Source organism: Neorhizobium vignae (genome assembly GCF_000732195.1).
GTDB lineage: Bacteria > Pseudomonadota > Alphaproteobacteria > Rhizobiales > Rhizobiaceae > Neorhizobium > Neorhizobium vignae.
Window position 1 is genome coordinate 204,487 of sequence record NZ_JNNU01000007.1, and the last position, 15,600, is coordinate 220,086.

The 15,600-nt window shown below is 61.0% G+C and carries 14 protein-coding genes and 1 pseudogene; 9 read left to right on the forward strand and 6 right to left on the reverse strand.

Annotation, left to right across the window (positions count from 1 at the left end; genetic code table 11):
* Nucleotides 1-25 precede the first annotated feature (25 nt).
* The 4 genes and pseudogenes from GQ59_RS14025 (at nt 26) to GQ59_RS14040 (ending at nt 3,201) form a co-directional block, all read left to right on the forward strand.
* Complete coding sequence (locus GQ59_RS14025; protein ID WP_037082153.1) at nt 26-1,411, forward strand: FAD/NAD(P)-binding protein; 1,386 nt, start codon at nt 26-28, stop codon at nt 1,409-1,411.
* Nucleotides 1,412-1,528: 117 nt separating this feature from the next.
* Nucleotides 1,529-2,080 carry an FMN reductase gene (msuE, locus tag GQ59_RS14030; RefSeq protein WP_037082155.1) on the forward strand — a complete coding sequence of 184 codons (552 nt, stop codon included), beginning with the start codon at nt 1,529-1,531 and terminating at the stop codon, nt 2,078-2,080.
* A 59-nt stretch (nt 2,081-2,139) separates the two neighbouring features.
* A complete protein-coding gene (locus tag GQ59_RS14035; protein WP_037082157.1) occupies nt 2,140-2,631 on the forward strand; it encodes a heme-degrading domain-containing protein in 492 nt (163 codons plus the stop codon).
* Between the two features lie 11 nt (nt 2,632-2,642).
* Nucleotides 2,643-3,201, forward strand: a pseudogene (locus GQ59_RS14040) (DUF924 family protein).
* An 11-nt stretch (nt 3,202-3,212) separates the two neighbouring features.
* On the opposite strand, the gene GQ59_RS14045 reads toward GQ59_RS14040, so the two are convergent.
* Nucleotides 3,213-3,464, reverse strand: coding sequence for a GlsB/YeaQ/YmgE family stress response membrane protein (locus tag GQ59_RS14045; RefSeq protein ID WP_037082159.1), 252 nt, complete (start codon nt 3,462-3,464; stop codon nt 3,213-3,215).
* A gap of 215 nt (nt 3,465-3,679) precedes the next feature.
* Here GQ59_RS14045 and GQ59_RS14050 point away from each other — a divergent pair, with 215 nt between their 5' ends.
* The 4 genes from GQ59_RS14050 (at nt 3,680) to GQ59_RS14065 (ending at nt 10,407) form a co-directional block, all read left to right on the forward strand.
* Nucleotides 3,680-6,109, forward strand: a complete 2,430-nt coding sequence (locus GQ59_RS14050; RefSeq protein ID WP_244447962.1) for a mechanosensitive ion channel family protein — start codon at nt 3,680-3,682, stop codon at nt 6,107-6,109.
* 151 nt (nt 6,110-6,260) lie between these two features.
* Nucleotides 6,261-8,774, forward strand: a complete 2,514-nt coding sequence (locus GQ59_RS14055) for a GcvT family protein (RefSeq protein ID WP_037082161.1) — start codon at nt 6,261-6,263, stop codon at nt 8,772-8,774.
* Between the two features lie 158 nt (nt 8,775-8,932).
* Entirely contained in the window at nt 8,933-9,781 is an 849-nt protein-coding gene (locus tag GQ59_RS14060) for a response regulator (protein WP_037082162.1), read from the forward strand.
* A 17-nt stretch (nt 9,782-9,798) separates the two neighbouring features.
* Nucleotides 9,799-10,407: a GGDEF domain-containing protein gene (locus GQ59_RS14065; RefSeq protein ID WP_051903947.1), complete on the forward strand. Its 609-nt coding sequence runs from the start codon at nt 9,799-9,801 to the stop codon at nt 10,405-10,407.
* A gap of 19 nt (nt 10,408-10,426) precedes the next feature.
* On the opposite strand, the gene GQ59_RS14070 is transcribed toward GQ59_RS14065, so the two are convergent.
* A complete protein-coding gene (locus tag GQ59_RS14070; protein WP_037082450.1) occupies nt 10,427-11,446 on the reverse strand; it encodes a GlxA family transcriptional regulator in 1,020 nt (339 codons plus the stop codon).
* 236 nt (nt 11,447-11,682) lie between these two features.
* On the reverse strand, nt 11,683-11,889 hold the full coding sequence (locus tag GQ59_RS14075; RefSeq protein WP_084683148.1) for a hypothetical protein: 207 nt from the start codon (nt 11,887-11,889) through the stop codon (nt 11,683-11,685).
* Nucleotides 11,890-12,060: 171 nt separating this feature from the next.
* Here GQ59_RS14075 and GQ59_RS14080 point away from each other — a divergent pair, with 171 nt between their 5' ends.
* Nucleotides 12,061-12,999 carry a LysR family transcriptional regulator gene (locus GQ59_RS14080; RefSeq protein ID WP_174459618.1) on the forward strand — a complete coding sequence of 313 codons (939 nt, stop codon included), beginning with the start codon at nt 12,061-12,063 and terminating at the stop codon, nt 12,997-12,999.
* A 2-nt stretch (nt 13,000-13,001) separates the two neighbouring features.
* Here the strand turns inward: GQ59_RS14080 and GQ59_RS14085 are convergent, their stop codons facing one another.
* The 3 genes from GQ59_RS14085 to GQ59_RS14095 are packed head-to-tail and all read right to left on the reverse strand — an operon-like array spanning nt 13,002 to nt 15,595.
* Nucleotides 13,002-15,029 carry an ASKHA domain-containing protein gene (locus GQ59_RS14085; RefSeq protein ID WP_037082166.1) on the reverse strand — a complete coding sequence of 676 codons (2,028 nt, stop codon included), beginning with the start codon at nt 15,027-15,029 and terminating at the stop codon, nt 13,002-13,004.
* Between the two features lie 34 nt (nt 15,030-15,063).
* Complete coding sequence (locus GQ59_RS14090) at nt 15,064-15,324, reverse strand: CopG family antitoxin (protein WP_037082168.1); 261 nt, start codon at nt 15,322-15,324, stop codon at nt 15,064-15,066.
* Nucleotides 15,311-15,595, reverse strand: coding sequence for a BrnT family toxin (locus GQ59_RS14095; protein ID WP_037082171.1), 285 nt, complete (start codon nt 15,593-15,595; stop codon nt 15,311-15,313). The genes GQ59_RS14090 and GQ59_RS14095 overlap by 14 nt, the downstream gene beginning before the upstream one ends.
* Between the last annotated feature and the right edge of the window lie 5 nt (nt 15,596-15,600).

The window sequence follows — 15,600 nt, forward strand, 5'->3', positions numbered from 1 at the left end:
CAACCAAGGACGAGGAGTGTGCTTGATGACTTATGATGTCGCCGTCGTCGGTTCCGGTTTTTCCGCAATCGCGCTTACCATCAACCTCCTGCGCTTCCTGCCGGCCTCCGCGTCGATCGCCGTGGTCGGTGATGATCCCGGCTTCGGGCGGGGCACCGCCTACCGTACCGAATTTTACCTGCACCGCCTCAATGTGCCGGCGGCGCGGATGAGCGTATTTCCGGATCGCCCGGACGATTTCGTCGAATGGCTGCGCCGCCAGGGCAAGGCGGCCTTTCCCGAGGATTTCGCCTCTCGCGGCGACTACGGCCTTTACCTGCGCGACACGCTGGCCTCGTTGCTGAGGCCCCGCGAGCGGCGGGCGCATGTGGATTTCATCCGGGCCAAAGCAACCGCCTGCGTCCACTGCGAACAGGACGGGCTCGTCTTCCATCTCGACAATGGGGGAGAACTGCGCGCCCGTACCGTTATCCTTGCGCTCGGCGTCGGCAACGCCGATCTGCCTCTGCCGAAGGATCGCATCGATTCGGCCGTCGGTGCGCGAACCATCGACAATCCCTGGCGGCTTGGCTGGCTGTCGCGCGTCGGCCGCACCGATGAACTTTGTATCTTCGGCTCAGGCCTGACGATGATCGACCAGGTTCTGTCGCTTCGCGCACAGGGCCATCGCGGCCGCATCCGTGTCCTGTCGCGGCGCGGCCTGGTGCCGCATCCGCATCCGACACGGCGCGCCGCCCCGGTCACGCCGGACCTGCCCGATACTCGGGAGATCAGCGCGCTGCTTCACGCTTTGCGCCGGCAGGTGGAGAACGGCGCCGACTGGCGGGGCGTCGTCGATGGCCTGAGGCCGCAGACCCAGGCTTTGTGGCAGAGCCTCAGTGCCGATCAGCGTTCCCGTTTCCTTCGGCACGCGCTCGCCTGGTGGAATGTCCACCGCCATCGTATCGCGCCGGAGGTGTTCGCACGCTTCGACGCGCTTCTGAAGGATGGCACGGTGACCGTGCATGCAGGCTTCCTCCGCTCGATCGACAGGGATGGCGAGGGTGCGCGTGTCCAGTTCAGGCAACGCGGCACGCCGGACATTGTCTCCTTCCATGCGGACTGGATCGTCAACTGCACGGGGATGGAGCGTGCCGGCATCGGCCATTCGCCGCTGTTGACCGAGATGCGCAATCGGCAGATGATCTCCATGGACGGACTCGGACTTGGCATTTCCGTCGATGGGCAGTCTCGCGTTCTCGATCCCGATGGCCGGCCGCAGCCGGGCTTGTTTGCAGCCGGAGCGCTGACCGCCGGCCAGTTCTGGGAGATCACGGCGGTGCCGGATATCCGTGTCCAGGCGAAGGCGCTTGCCGAAGAGATCACATCCCGGATCGCCCGCACTGCGCCGCCGACGGCCCGCATCGCGTGATCGGGCATTCCTTGAGCATGATTTTTTCCTGACGGGGTATCTGCAGCAGGTTCCTTGCTTTCATGCTGCGGTACCCACGCTAATCTGGAGAAAGTCATTGCGCAGAGAGGAATTTCCATGGCCCTGAAACTCGTCGGTCTTGCGGGTAGCTATAACCGCCCATCCAAGACTTTTGCGCTGGTCGAGCACATCGCCTCCGTCGCGGCCGAACGTTATGGATTCGATATCCGGCTTCACGACCTCACCGATGTCGGGCCGTCTCTCGGTCAGGCTCAACGCCAGGGCGATCTCGACGAAGCAGCCGCCAAGGTGCTCGCCGATGTGGTGGAGGCCGATTTCCTGATCGTCGGTTCGCCGACCTACAAGGGCAGCTATCCCGGCCTGTTCAAACATTTCATCGATCTGATCGATCCGGAACAACTGCGTGCCAAGCCGATCCTGATCACCGCAACCGGCGGCGGCGACCGGCACGCGCTGATGGTCGAACATCAGCTCCGACCGCTCTTCGGCTTCTTCATGGCCCATACATTGCCGACGGCCGTCTACGCGTCTGATCGCGATTTCACCGACTATCGGATCGTCTCGGAGTCCCTGCAGCAACGGATAGGCTTTGCCGTCGGCGAGCTTGCCGCCTTCTTCCCCGTCCGGGAACTCGTTGCCGCCGAGTAACTTTACTTTCGCCGGATTTGTCGTCATCAATCCCGCCATCGCAATCCGGAGGGGAACGCATGACGATCGAAGAAGACATGGCGAAGATCGCGGAACAGGAGAAGGCGCTGGTCTTCGACCGGTTCGACCTGACCACTGCCTGGGACCTCGGATCGCTGCTTCGCCATATGGCCGTCGAGCGGGGCCTGAGCGTCGTCATCGACGTGCAGCTGCATTCGATGCCGGCCTTCTATACGGCATTGCCGGGCACGACCGCAGACAACGAAAACTGGGTACGCCGCAAGCGCAATCTGGTGTTGCGCTTTTTCCAGTCGAGCTACGCCATCGGGCGGAAGCTCGAGCTCCAGGGCGATACGGTGGAAAGCCGATATGGTATTTCCTTAGCGGACCACGCGCCGCATGGCGGCAGTTTTCCGATCAAGGTCGCCGGTGTCGGCTGCATTGGCGCGGTGACGGTGTCGGGCCTGCCGCAGCGCGAGGATCATAACATGGTCGTCGAAGCCCTTGCCCGGATGACCGGCAAGGATATCTCCGCACTCCGTCTCGACTAGGGAGATATGCCATGGCGCAGGCTGACATAAAAAGCCCCGAGGAAGTTTTTACCTTCTGGTTCAAGGAGCTGACCCGCAAGGATTGGTTCGAGAAGAACGAGGCGCTCGACGAGGCGATGCGCCGTCATTTCGCGGCTACTCATCTTTCGCTTGCGCGCGGCGAGATCGACGCGTGGCGGACCTCGCCTGAAAGTCGGCTCGCGGCGGTGATCGTGCTCGACCAGCTTTCCCGCAACCTCTATCGCGGCACTCCGCTTGCCTTTGCAACGGATTGGCTGGCTTTGCGCGAGGCCAGGCTGGCGATCGAAGCTGGTGCGGATATGGCTGTCCTGCCCGAGCAGCGCGGCTTCTTCTATCTTCCCTTCGAACATTCGGAGACTCTTGCCGATCAGGATCGGTCTGTTGAACTCTTCGCGTTGCTGGGGTGATGCGGATTATCTGGATTATGCGGAACGTCACCGTGCGGTGATTCGCGAATTTGGCCGCTTCCCGCATCGCAATGTACTGCTCGGCCGGGAATCGACCGCCGCCGAACTCGAATATCTTTCCAAGCCCGGCGCCGGTTTCTGATCTTGAGGTAATTATCTGCGGAACATGCGTGCGACGGCGATCAGGATGCATGCACCGATGAAACCGGCGATCAGGTAGCCGATCCAGCCGCCGAGCGCGACGCCGAAGACGCCGAGAATGGCATTGGCGATGATGGCGCCGACAATGCCCAGAATGATGTTCATGATCAAGCCCATATCGCTTTTCATGAACTTTTCGGCGAGCCAGCCGGCAATGCCGCCGATGATGATGGCTGCGATCCAGCCGATACCTGCCTGTTCCATGACTTACCCTCAATGATTGTTGGGACGGGGAAACGCGAAGAAATGGTCCAGGTTCCAGCAATTGGAACAATTCCCGGAACCTGGAGTCCAGCATTCCTTTTCTTCGCCCAGAAGTCACTCTATTTTCGCCGACGAATCCGATCGAAAGACAAAAGAGCAGACATTTGACAGAACTTTCCACGACCGGCCCTTCAACCATTCGGCGGATAACCCGCGTGCTCTTAGCAGCACTCATGATCGCCGCCGTCCAACTGGGCTCGCCGTCGCCTGTGTTCGCCCAGACGCAACAGCAGGCGCAGGGGCAGCGCCAGGAGCAGGTGCCACCCGACGTCACCCTCGATTCGATCAATTCGGACATGAAGGGTAAGATCGACACGATCCGTCAGCAGCTCGACAGCTTCCGCAACCGGATCCAAAGCGACGCCGATGACGATGCGCGTCTTGCGGAACTGAGGGTGCAGGCGGAAACGATCGTCGGCGAAATGCGCTCCGCCTCGGATTCCATGCGCACCCGAGTCGAGCAGATTCAGGCCCGGCTCAAGAGCCTCGGCGAACCGCCGGCAGCCGGCCAGCCTCCGGAAGCGCCCGCAGTCGTCGAAGAGCGCAACCGGCTGCTGAACGAGCGCTCCGAGCTCAATCTGATCGTCGACGACGCCGGCCAGCTTTCCAACAGCGCGAACCAGGTCGCCAACACGATCACCAATCTCCGCCGCACGCTGTTTACCCAGACGCTGTTCCGCCACACCGAGCTGTCGGGCGAATTGTTCGCCGATGCCGGCAAGGCGTTCGTCGCCGAAGTCAGGAATTTCGGCTCCACCTTCAGCGGCTGGATCAGTTTCGTCTGGAAATTCAAGAAGCTGCAGCTGCTGGGCGCTCTGGCGCTGTCATTCGGCGCGGCCATGCTCTTCCTGTCCGGAGGGTACCGGCTGTTCGGGCGCTTCATCCGGCGGACCGACCGTGAGCATCCTTCCTACATCCGGCGTCTGTCGGTAGCGTTCTGGTCGACGGTCATCCAGACCGTGTCGCTGGCGGCCTTCCTGGTTGCTTCCTTCCTGTTCCTCGACGGCTTCAACGTGCTGCGGACGGATATCACGCCGATCGTGGTGACCTTCTTCGGCTTCGTCTGGTTCGTCAATTTCGTCTGGAAGCTCACCTATGGCGTATTGGCGCCGGGCGAACCGGAGTGGCGGCTCGTGCGCATCACCAATCGCGGTGCCCGCCTGCTGACGCTTGCCGTGCTTGCCATGGCGATCGTCAACGGGCTCGACTATCTGCTCGGTGCGATCAGCGAGGCGCTCAATTCGCCGCTGGTCCTGACCATCGTCAAGAGCCTGCTCGCCTCCGTCATCATCGGCCTGATCCTGATCGCCATCTCCTTCGTTCAGCCGCGGCTTATCGAGGGCGAGGATCCCGATGGGCCGGGACATCGGTGGCCGCGCTTCTTTCCGCTGTTCCTTCGTATCACGGGCCTGCTCCTGATCCTGTCTGTGCTGACGGGATATGTTGGGCTTGCCCGTTTTGCTTCGACCCAGATCGTGCTGACCGGTGCGGTGATCGTGCTGATCTATATCGGGCTCCTGTCGGGCAGGGCGGTTTCGAAACAGGGGTCGTTCACGGATACGGCGGTGGGCCGCCGGCTCGCCGAGCGCTTCAATTTCGGCGAGGTGTCCCTCGACCAGGCAGGACTCGTGGCGGGACTGGGCATCTATGCCTTTGCGCTGATCCTCGGCATCCCCCTCATTCTGCTGACCTGGGGCTTCCAGATCGCCGATATCGAAGCCTGGATCTACAGTTTCTTCACGCAGATCCGGATCGGCAACATCTCGATCTCGATCGTCGGCATTCTCGGCGGCATTCTGCTCTTCGGCCTCGGTTTCGTCGTCACGCGCTGGGTGCAGAAGTGGATCGACGGCAATGTGCTGGCGCGCAGCCAGGTGGATCTCGGCGTCCGCAACTCGGTCAAGACCGGTATCGGCTACCTCGGCATCGGGCTTGCGGTGATCGTCGGCGTCTCGGCCGCGGGGATCGATCTCTCGAGCTTCGCGCTTGTTGCGTCCGCCCTGTCGGTCGGTATCGGTTTCGGTCTTCAGAATATCGTCTCGAACTTCGTGTCCGGTCTGATCCTGCTCGTCGAACGGCCGTTCAAGGTGGGCGACCATGTGGTGACCGGGGCGACGGAAGGTATCGTCAAGCGCATTTCGGTGCGCGCCACAGAGATCGAGACGTTCCGCAAGCAGTCGATCATCGTCCCGAATTCCGACCTCATCAATTCGCCGGTCGGCAACTGGACACATCGCAACAAGATCGGGCGTTCCGAAGTGCCGGTCGCGGTGAGCCACCACACCGATCCGCAGAAGGTGATGGATATCCTTCTGGAACTGGTCGATCAGGTGCCGGAAGTGCTGCGCAATCCGGAACCGCACGTGGAGTTCCTGAGCTTCGGTCCATCCTCGCTCAATTTCGAACTGAGGTTCCATCTGGCCGACATGGGCGAGGGCTTGAGAATCCGAAACAATCTGAGGATCGCCATCCTCCGGCGGTTCAAGGAGGAGGGCATCGACATCCCGTTCCCGCAGCAGGAAATCATCTTTCATCGGGGCAGGCCAATCCCGCAGGAGGAGAACGATGCGAGAGGGGGCGCATGACCGTCCCTCCGCTCGAGCCCCCGGCCATTCTGATGGTCGTCGCGGGCTGGCTCTTGGCATGTCGTAATCAGGCGTTTGGCCCGCCTGTCGGAATTGCATAGTCCCTGCAGTTTGCGAAAAGGCCACACGAGGCCGAAGAGGGGTTCTTTCCATGAAGACACATGCACGGGCGGTAGTGATCGGCGGCGGCGTGGTCGGTGTTTCGACGCTTTATCATCTGGCGAAAAAGGGCTGGAGTGACGCCGTCCTGATCGAACGCAAGGAATTGACCTCCGGTTCGACCTGGCATGCGGCGGGTCTTCTGCCGCTTTTCAACCTGTCCTATTCGGTCGGCCAGCTGCATAAATATTCGGTGCGTTTCTATCAGGAACTGCAGGAAGAAACCGGCATGAATGTCGGTTTCTCGAAAGTCTCGAACATCCGTCTCGCCCGCACCAAGGACCGCTGGGAAGAGTACATGTATTATGCCGGGATCGCCGAGACGATCGGCGTCAAGGTCAATATCCTGACGGCGGAACAGGTGAAGGAGATCTGGCCGCTCTGCGAGACGGATGGCATTCTCGGCGCCATCCAGCACCCGGACGACGGCTATATTCAGCCGGCCGACCTCACCCAGGCGCTTGCCAAGGGTGCGCGCGACCTCGGCGCCACGATCTATCGCAACACGACCGTCACCGCCATCGAACAACAGCCGGACGGGCTCTGGAAGGTGACGACCGACAAGGGCGAGATCACCGCCGAGCACATCATTTCCTGTACCGGCAATTTCGCCCGCAAGACCGGAGAGATGGTCGGCATCAACATTCCGGTCATCCCGGTCGAGCACCAGTACATCGTCACCGAGCCGCATCCGGCGATCCAGGAACGCAAGGCCAAGGGCCTGCCGGAAATGGGGGTCCTGCGCGAATCGGACTCCTCCTGGTACATGCGCGAGGAGAATGGCGGCCTGCTGCTCGGGCCCTACGAAGTCGGAGCACCCGTCTGTTACGTCGACGGTCCGTCCGACGAGAGCGAATACGAGCTCTTCAACGAGGAACTCGACCGGCTGATGCCCTATATCGAGACCGCGATCGTGCGTGTCCCGGCCTTCGGCGAAGTCGGCATCAAGAAGGTCTATAACGGCGCGATCGCCTATACGCCGGACGGCTCGCCGATCGTCGGTCCCGCGCCGGGCCTCAAGAATTTCTGGCTGAACGAAGGCCATTCCTTCGGCATCACCGCCGCTGGCGGTGCCGGCTGGCAGTTGGCGGAATGGATCGTCGACGGCGAGCCGACCGTCGACATGATGGGCGTCGATCCGCGCCGCTTCGGTCCTTACGCAACGGAAGGCTATCTCATTGAGAAGAACGAAGAGGCCTATGCCAATGTTTTTACGATGCATTATCCTGACGAAGAGCGTTCCGCCGCGCGTCCCTTGAAGACGACGCCGGTCTATGACCGGCTGAAGAAGATGGGTGCCGTGTTCGGCTCCGTCTACGGTTGGGAACGCGCCAACTGGTTCGCACCGGAAGGTTACGAAGTACCCGCGGAAGAACTCGGTGTCGGCGTCGACGTGCTGACCGCCCACAATCATGCGCCGGCGCTGGAAGATGGCCGGATCGTCGAAAAATGGTCCTTCCGCCGCTCGAACTATTTCGACCACGTGGGCAACGAGGTCAAAAATGTCCACGAGAATGTCGGCGTGCTCGACATGTCGGCCTTCGCCAAGATGGAAGTGTCCGGCCCGGGAGCGCGCGCTTTCCTCGACTCGATCTTTGCCAATGCGATCCCGAAGAAGCGCGGCCGCATCGCGCTCTGCCACCTTCTGACAAAACAGGGTGGCGTGCGCTCCGAATTCACCGTCTACGAATGGGCGCCGGATCGTTTCTATCTCGTGTCGGCGGGCGCCTATGAGGCGCATGACCAGGACTACTTGCGTAAGCTCGCGCCGACAGATGGCTCGGTCAAACTGACCCAGATCACCCAGAAGCTCGGCGTGCTGGTTCTGGCCGGCCCGAAGTCCCGCCAGGTCCTGAAGAAGCTCACCCGCACCAGCCTCGACAACAAGGATTTCCCCTGGCTTTCCGGCAAGGAGATTTCCGTCGGCATGGCCTCCGCCCATGCGCTTCGCGTCAATTTCGTCGGCGAACTTGGCTGGGAACTGCATCATCCGATCGAGATGCAGAACTACATCTTCGACAAGCTGATGGAAGCCGGTGCCGAATTCGGCATCAAGCCTTTCGGCATCCGAGCCATGCTCTCGATGTCGGTAGAGAAATCCTACCGGCTCATCCCGCGTGAAATGTCGATCGAGTACAACGCCTACGAATCCGGCCTCGACCGGTTCATCAAGACCGACAAGGAGTTTCTCGGCAAGCAGGGCCTGCTTTCCTACAAGGAAAAGGGACTGAAGTGGAATTTCTGCACGCTGGTCATCGAAGGCGCCAATGATGTCGACGCCCGCGGGTCGGAGGCGATCTACAACGAAGATGGCGAGTTGATCGGCCGCGCCACCAACGGCGCCTACGGCTGGCGTATCGGCAAGTCGCTGGCGCTTGCGATGGTCAAGCCGGGTTATGCGGAGACCGGCACCAGGCTCAAGATCAAGATTCTCGGCAGCCTCTACAATGCCAGCGTCGTGCCGGAAAGCCCGTTCGACACCGACAACACCGCGCTGCGGGCCTGAAAACCGGCTAAAAGTAAGAAGTCATTGACGTTAGCGGGCGGTCTTCGGGCCGCCCGTACCGTTTTGATACCGTAGTGCTGCTCCGATTAACGGTTCTGCAAACCGTTTCCACTAGGGATGTTATCAGAGGGGATAATATCTTATTCGATAGGGGCACCATGACATTCCTCGGCATCTCCGGGATGCAGTATTCCGGCCAATCACTGGCAAACTCCCGCATCCTGCTTGCGGAGGATTCAAACGTCTTCACATCGATGATCGGGACCCGGCTCAAGGAGCTGTTCGGCATCGAAGTCGAGATTTGCCGCAACTTCGAGGAATTGCAGTACGCCTATGACCGCTCCGCCGAGCCGGTGATGCTGGCGATTTCCAATATCAATCTGCCAGGCGCGGAAAACGGGGAAGCGCTGGAGTATCTCGTCGATCTGTCGATCCCGACCATCGTCTTTACCGGGACCTTCCATGAAGAAACCCGCGACAAGCTGCTGACCAAGGACATCGTCGACTATATCCTCAAGGACAATGTCTTTGCGGTCGAGATGCTGGCCGAATCGGTCTGCCGGTTCCTGACCAATCATCGCCATCATGTGCTGATCGTCGATGACAGCCCGACCGCCCGGGCGCTGCTCTCGAGCCGCCTGAAGCGCTACAATTTCCGGGTCAGCGTCGCGGAGAACGGTGCCAAGGCGCTGGAAATCCTCAAGAAGAACCCGGATATCGGCCTCGTCGTCACCGACTACAACATGCCCGATATCGACGGTTTCGAACTCACCCGCCGCATTCGCTCGGTGCGCGGCTCGCACGAGCTCCGGATCATCGGCGTTTCGTCCTCTTCGAACCGGCTGCTTTCGGCCCGCTTCCTGAAGGCCGGCGGCAACGACTTCATGCTGCGCCCCTTCATCGACGAGGAGTTTTACTGCCGCGTCAACCAGAACCTGGATACGCTCATCCAGATTCGATCGATGCAGGCAAGACGTCAGGAAACGGCGGTGAAGAACGTCGCCTGATCCCCGAGGAATTCCGCATGCCATACCTTCTAAGCCAGCATTTCCGGGAGACGGAGCGCTTGACCTACGGTTTGGCGGCGCCGTCGCGCATCCAGATGGAGACGGCCAATACGGTTGCCGATCCGTTGACCGGTTTTGCCAACCTGAAGGAATTTTATCGGATTGGCGAACCGTTGGTGCGGGAAGCTCTTGCCGAGGGAACAGCCTGCGCCGTCGCGATCGTGGACATCGACCATTTCCGGCGATTGAACGATATTCATTGCAAGGAAACCATCGTTCAGGTCCTGAAGGCCGCCGCCGCCAGGCTCGGTTCCGCTTGCACCGGCAGCCGGCATCTTCTTGCCCGGTTGGGTGACGAAGAGTTCGGCATGCTGCTGGTCGGTCTCGACCCAGCCGCCGCGACGGAGTTGTGCGAGAAGCTGAGGCTTGAGATCGCCGGCATCAGGATTATCTCCGGCGACATCGATTTTTCGATTACCGTTTCGATCGGGCTGGCGGAGGTCTGCGGCCCGGAAACGTTCGACAATTATCTCAACGCTGCAGAACAATTCCTGTTCATGGCGAAAAGCCATGGCCGGAATCGGGTATTTTCGGATTACACGATCGTGCTGCAGGCGACGGGCTGACCCGTCGCGTTCCCACGGCTCAGGCCACGACGCCGGTGCGCGACGTGTTCATATTGAGCTTGCGCTCGGCGCGTTCCTGTTGCGGCGAACGGTTATAGACCTCCCGATAGCATTTCGAGAAATGCGACGCGGACACGAATCCGCAGGCAACAGCCACCTCGACCACGGGCATCGAGGACTGTACGAGCAGGTGCCTTGCCCGGTCGAGCCGGATTTCCAGGTAGTAGCGCGCCGGCGAGCGGCCCATTTCCTGGCGGAACAGGCGTTCGATCTGGCGCCTTGAGAGGCCGGCGTCGTCGGCGATCTCGACCAGCGACAGCGGTTCGGAGAGATTGTTCTCCATGACCTCGATGATCGACAGGACCTTGGCGTTCTGGACGCCGAGGCGGGCCCGCAGCGGCAGGCGCTGGCGGTCGTGCGGGTTGCGGACGCGGTCCGTCAACTGCTGCTCGCAGACGCGGTTGACGAGATTCTCGCCGAAATCCTGGCTGATCAGGTTCAGCATCATGTCGAGCGAGGCGGTGCCGCCGGCGCAGGTATAGAGGTTCGAATCGACCTCGTAGAGATCCGCATAGACTTCCGCCTGCGGGAATGCCTCGGCAAAGCCTGGCAGGTTCTCCCAGTGGATCGCACAGCGCTTGCCGTTTAGCAGCCCGGCCTGGGCCAGAACGTGCGCTCCGGTGCAGAGGCTTCCAACGGCAATGCCGCGGTTATAGGTTTCGCGCAGCCAGGCGTTGACCGACTTGTTGTTGAACTCTTCCACGTAGACGCCCGAGCACACGAGGACCATGTTCGGACGGTTTTCACCGGAGAGGTTGCGACGTTCGTCGGCGAGAGAGGAGTTTACCTCGATGCCGATGCCGCTCGAGGAATAGACCTTTTCGCCATCGGCGGAACAGAGCCGCCAAGTATAGGCCGAGTATCCGAGCATGCGATTGGCGATTCGCAGCGTCTCCACGGCTGCAGCAAAAGGCAGCATGGTGAAATGGGGAACAAGAAAAAAGACGAGGGAGCGCTTGGCTGCCGGATTTTTGGTCATCACATTCATGCCGTCATTCCCCTTGTTCGTGGCCGTGCATTGCGGCCCGCTTTTCTTCAAAAGCGACATTGGCACGGGGAAAGACGGCGGAGAAGGGCTTCTGACGACAGGGTGATAACATTTTTGCGACATAGGCGGGTCGCACGCGTAATTGCCAAAGACAGCAGGCTCAATGCGTGTCTCAGACGACATGGCCCGCTTCGCTGTTCGCGTCGGCGGGCCATGGGGTGGGAGGGTTATCGGCGATGCGGTGCATTGGTCGTCGGCCATCCGATGTCCTTGCGGATTTCTGCCGGCAGACCTTCCAGCATTCTTTCGGTCTGGCGACGACGCCATTGATCGCGAAGGCTGATAACCGCGTCCAGGGCAGGGCGGATGAGCGAGGCGAACGATGACGGCCGGGGCCGGGAGCGATCGCTCTCCTGATAGGTGATCATAGTCATGTCAGTTCTCCTTGAGTGTCTCATGGGACAACGCTCAATCGGGACAATGAACGCCATCAATCCATCAATCAATCGGATGCAAGTTATGCGTCTCATGAAATTCTGTTGGGTATTGACGCTCGCTTCCGATGTTTTTGAGTATGCCGCCCGTTTGACATTCAATCAAACGAAATGATATGGTGTTTAAGTTCAGAATTATTGATAGAGGCTGACATGACTGTTCCATTCCGCCCGCCGCTTCCGCTGCTCGATAATGATGTATTGCGCACGTTCGTGGCGATTGCCGAGACCGGCAATTTCTCGACCGCCGCCGATGCGGTTCTGCGTACGCCATCGGCCGTCTCGATGCAGATCAAGAAACTGGAAGAGCAGCTGAAGACGACGCTCTTCCTGCGCGATGCCCGCTCGGTGTCGCTGACGCAGCATGGCGAGATGCTGCTTTCCTATGCGCGGCGCATGCTGGCGCTGTCGAATGAAGCCGTGTCACGTTTCGTCATGCCGGAGCTCTCCGGCGTGGTACGTCTCGGTGCGCCGGACGACATTGCCGAGCGTCTGCTGCCCAAGGTGCTCAAGGATTTCGGTGAGAGCTTTCCGGGCATCATGGTCGATGTTACCGTCGACATGAGTTTGGCACTCAGGAAGCGCATGGACGAGCAGCGGCTGGATCTCGCGTTGATCAACTGCGCCACGCGTCCTTTCGCGACGGCCGGCGAGATGATCCATACGGAACGACTGGTCTGGGCCGGTGCCAAATGCGGCACGGCCTATCTGCGCGATCCGCTGCCGATTTCGGTCTGGGAGGACGGCTGCGTCTGGCGCCAGGATGCGATCGCCCAGCTCGAGAAGCACAAGCGGACCTATCGCATCGCCTATGCGAGCGCCCATACGATGGCGCAGCGCGCCGCCGTGCTGTCCGACCTTGCGATTGCGCCGTTCCCGCGTTCCTACGTGACCGAGGACATGCAGATACTCGGCCCGAAGGAAGGACTGCCTGAGCTGATCAACTTCGATATCCGGCTGTTGACGGCACCGCAGCTTTCCGTACCCGGCAAGGCCGTCGCAGAGAGCATCCGCGAGGCGTTCGGCTCCCTGGTCGCCGCAGCGGCCTGATGTTATTCGCGGCCGCGGCGACGTCTGCGGCCGCCACCGTCTCCCGAGGCATCCGCGAGCGCCTTGCGCTCCGGCAAGGTTACGACCGTGCTGAGGTTCGGGAAGGTATCGACCTTGTTCGGTAGCGCCATGGCATAGACGAAATGCTCCTGGAATTTTGGTTCCAGAGCCGTCTCTATCTTCTCGATCCTGCGGACGGTTTCCTCGATCTCGCGGCGGTAGCCGCGGTTCAGGAGGCACATGCGCGCGCCTGTGCCGGCGGCATTGCCGACCGATTTGACTCGGGAAAGGTCGCAATCGGGGATGAGACCCAGCACCATCGCATATTTCGGATCGATGAACGTGCCGAAGGCGCCGGCGAGCCCGATCCGATCGACATGGTCGACCCCTTGCTTGTCCATCAACAGCTTGACGCCGGCATAAAGCGCCGCCTTGGCGAGCTGGATGGCGCGCACGTCGTTCTGGGTCACGGTGATGCGCTGCTCGCCGTCATGAACGAGATAGGAGAAGGTCCGGCCGTTCTGCAGGATGCGGGGTGAGCGCTCAACCATAGCGCCATCCACGACGCCGTCCTCCGAAATCAGTCCGGCGAGATACATTTCGGCAATCACCTCGATGATCGCCGAACCGCAGATGCCGGTAATGCCGGTTGCAGCGGCTGCGTCGGCGAAACCCGGCTCGTCCGACCAGGGCTCGATGCCGATCACCCGGAAGCGCGGCTCGAGGGTTTCGGCGTCGATACGGATACGCTCGATGGCGCCTGGTGCTGCCCGCTGGCCCGACGAGATTTCGGCACCTTCGAAGGCCGGACCGGTCGGCGAGGAGGCCGCGACGACCCGGGTCGAATTTCCGAGCACGATTTCCGCATTTGTGCCGATATCGACCAGCAGCATCATCTCCTCCTGCCGGTGCGGGCCTTCCGACAGGGTGGCCGCCGCGGCATCGGCACCGACATGGCCGGCGATGCAGGGCAGGAGATAGGTCCGGGTGCCCTCGTTCATCGGCAAGCCGATCTCGGAGGATCTGACCTGAACCGCTCCGGAAACGGCAAGCGCGAAGGGGGCGCCGCCAAGTTCGGTCGGATCGATGCCGAGGAAGAGGTGGTGCATGATCGGATTGCCGACGAAGACGCTGTCGAGAATGTCGCTCCTCGAAACGCCGCCTTCAGCGCAGACCTTGTCGATCAATCCGTTCAGCGCCTCGCGCACGGCTAACGTCATCGCCTCGCGGCCATCGGGGTTCATCATCACATAGGAGACGCGGCTCATCAGATCCTCGCCGAAGCGGATCTGCGGGTTCGACGTGCCGGCCGACGCCACGGTACGGCCCGACAGCAGCGACGACAGGTGCATGGCGATCGTCGTCGAGCCGATATCGCAGGCAATCCCGTAGGCCTCGTTCTTCAGGCCGGGGTAGAGCGCGACGAGGCGGGCGCGGTCGTCGTCGCGATCCTTGTGGATCGCCGCGGTGACCTTCCATTCGCCCTTGCGCAGGATCTGCTGCACTTTCGGAATCAGGTGGAAATCGACATCCAGATCGTCGAAATGCCACTCGGCGGCAAGTGCTGCCTTCAGCCGGTCGAGATCGCCGAGCGGTTTTTCCATGTCGGGCTCTTCCACCTCGACATAACACATGCGGATCGCCGGATTGCGGTCGAAGACACGTTCGTCGGCCGCCTTGCGGACCACCTGCGCGTTGATCACCGTATCCTGCGGCACGTCGACGACGAGATCGCCGAGTATCTGGGTCGAGCAGGAGAGGCGGCGTCCCTCGGGAAGCCCCCGCACGCGGTCGTAGCGCTCCTCCTTCGGGCCGAACGGCGACAGGTGGTCGTTCGCCGAGGTAATGCCGTGCTTGGCGAAATGTCCCTCCTGGACCGAGACCTGGCATCGCCCGCAGGTCGCCCGCCCGCCGCAGACGCTCTCCACATAGACGCCGAGCTGGCGCGCGGCATCGAGCACCGGCGTGCCGACCGGAAACCGGCCGCGCTTGCCGGATGGCATGAAAAGGACGAGGGGATCAGCGGTCATTAGGACTACAATTCAAAATTCAAGGAGTACGGGTTCATTTGCGGACGGTCTGTTCGAGCGCTTCGCGAATCAGTCGCGTATAGGGAATGCCCCGTTCCTTCGCCTTGGCCTTCACGGCGCGCAGAAGAGGCTCCGGCAGCCGCATATTGAGCTGGGCGGACTTCTTCTCGAACTCGAAATGCGTCGGCTTGAAGCCGGAGAGATCGTATTCGGACAGATCAGCCGTCTCGACGAAGGCCTCGGCTTCCGCGTCGGAATGGAAGACGGGCATCTTCTTCAGGTCATTCTTGCTCATATCGTCTTATCTCCCGTTCGTGCATGTATCGGGCGCTGATCGGTCGTATGTAAGCTCTCCCGTCAACTTCCCGGAGTGCAAACACGACGAATACGTAGCGGCCGCTTTCCGCGATGCCGATGGCGCGCATCCGTTGTTCGCTCTCTTCTGGATCCCGAAGAACGGCCGGAGCATTTTCGAAGAGACTCTCGATTTCATCCTTGCTGAGACCGTGCTTGGCACATTTCGGCCAATTGCCGTCATCCCAATCGAAGCCAGAAATCCCGAGCATGCGCT